The sequence below is a fragment of the Dokdonella sp. genome (genome assembly GCF_036518555.1).
Taxonomy (GTDB): Bacteria; Pseudomonadota; Gammaproteobacteria; order Xanthomonadales; family Rhodanobacteraceae; genus Dokdonella_A.
Genome location: NZ_DATDMY010000303.1, coordinates 1 through 2,221 on the forward strand (window position 1 = coordinate 1; position 2,221 = coordinate 2,221).

General features: G+C 69.3%; 2 protein-coding genes. Both read right to left on the minus strand.

Going from position 1 to position 2,221, the window contains the following annotated elements; translation table 11 throughout:
- A partial coding sequence (locus tag VI238_RS16315; protein ID WP_331653250.1) for an HAD-IC family P-type ATPase occupies positions 1 to 1,105 on the minus strand: 1,105 nt, incomplete at its 3' end.
- A gap of 11 nt (positions 1,106 to 1,116) precedes the next feature.
- The coding region (locus tag VI238_RS16320) for a potassium-transporting ATPase subunit KdpA (RefSeq protein WP_331653253.1) at positions 1,117 to 2,221 on the minus strand (1,105 nt) is incomplete at its 5' end.

Here is a 2,221-nt window from a genome sequence, read left to right on the forward strand (position 1 = left end):
CGGGATCCTCGACGCGACTGCGCTGTTCGCGCGCGAGCCGGACGATCGACTTTCCCTCCGGCGTCGGATCGGCGAGCGACGACAGCAGCGCGGCGTCGCGCAACTGCTCGCGGTCGATGCCGCCGAGCGCATGGAACGCGGTCGCCTGGCGGTCGCCGTGGGTGATCGTGCCGGTCTTATCGAGCAGCAGCACGTCGACGTCGCCGGCGACTTCGACCGCCTTGCCCGACTTGGCGAGCACGTTCGCCTTCAGCGCGCGGTTCATGCCGGCGATCCCGATCGCCGGCAGCAGGCCGCCGATCGTCGTCGGGATGAGGCAGACGAGCAGTGCGATGAGCAGCAGCGGATCGAGTTTCACGCCGACGAAGCCGGCGAGGAACGGCAGGGTAGCGCAGACGACGAGGAAGGTCAGCGTCATCGCCGCGAGCAGCATCGTTAGCGCGATCTCGTTCGGCGTCTTCTGCCGGTTCGCACCTTCGACGAGTGCGATCATGCGGTCGAGGAAGCTACCACCGGGTTCGGCGCTCACGCGCACGACGATCTCGTCCGACAGCACCTTGGTGCCGCCGATCACGCCGCTGCGATCGGTGCCCACCTCGCGCAGCACCGGCGCGGATTCGCCGGTGACCGCGGCTTCGTTGATCGTCGCGACGCCGCGTTCGATCTCGCCGTCCGCGGGGACGAACTCGCCCGCCGACACGATCACGCGGTCGCCCGCGCGCAGTTCGCTCGCCGACACGCGCGTCTCGTTGCCGGCGTCGTCGAGGCGGCGGCCGACGAGGTCGCGGCGCGCAGCACGCAGCGACGCAGCCTGGCCGCGTCCGCGCGCCTCGGCGACGGCCTCGGCGAAGTTCGCGCACAGCACGGTGACGAACAGCACCAGCGTCACCGCGACGCCGAAGGCCTTGTCGGTCGATACGGCGACGGTGATCAACGCCGACAGCACCGTGCCGAGCAGCACGACCGCCATCACCGGGCTGCGCAGCGCCTTGCGCGGCGCGAGCTTGCGGAACGATTCGACGATCGCGGCGCGCAGGCCGGCGGCATCGAGCCCGCTGGAGGGATGGCGGCGCGCGGCGCCGAGATGGAGCGGAGTATCGGTCACGGCGGTGTTCCTCACGAAACGGCGAGCGACAGATGTTCGGCCACCGGGCCGAGCACGAGCGCGGGCATGAACTGCAGGACGGTCAGGATCACGATCACCGCGACGAGGGTGAGCGCGAACGTCGGGGTCTCGACGTGCAAGGTGCCCGCGCTTTCCGGCACGACCTTCTTGCGCGCCATCAGGCCGGCGATCGCGAGCGGAACGATCAGCGCGGGATAGCGGCCGAGGATCAGCACCAGCGTGCACGACAGGTTCCACCAGACCGTGCCGTCGCCGAGTCCCTCGAATCCGGAACCGTTGTTGGCGAACGCGGACGCGTATTCGTAGAAGACCTGGCTGATGCCGTGGAACCCGGGATTGGAGTTGCCCGTGATCGACGGGAAGCTCAGCGCGATCGCGGTGAAGCCGAGCACGACGATCGGCTGCAGCAGGATCAGCAGCGCGAGCAGACGCACCTCGGGTGCCTCGATCTTGCGTCCGAACAACTCCGGCGTACGGCCGGTCATGAGCCCGGCGAGGAACACCGCGAGCAGCAGGTAGACGAGGAACTGCATGAGGCCGCAGCCGATGCCGCCCCAGATCGCGTTGACGAGCATGTCGACGATCGCGACGCCGCCGGTGAGCGGCGCGAGCGAGTCGTGCATCGCGTCGACCGAGCCGTTGCTCGTCTGCGTGGTCAGGGTCGCCCAGAGCGCCGAGGCGTCGGCGCCGAAGCGGACTTCCTTGCCTTCCATGAGCGCGATGTCATGGCTGTTCGCCGAATGGCCTTCCGACCACACGCCGAGCCCGCTCGAGACAACCGACATCAGCAGCATGCTGCCGAACACGAGCGCGGCGAACCGGCGCCGACGCACGAGGCCGCCGGCCATGAACGTGACCGCGACCGGAATCAGCACGATCGCGAGCACTTCGAGGAAATTGGAGAACGGCGTCGGATTCTCGAGCGGCACCGCACTGTTCGGCCCGTACCAGCCACCGCCGTTGGTGCCGAGCTGCTTGATCGCGACCATCGGCGCGACCGGCCCGAGCGGGATGTGCTGCTCCTTCAGTTCGACCGTCGCGTCGACGGGCGCGACCGTCGGGCCGCGCTCGAGCGTCGCGGGCACGCCCTGCGAC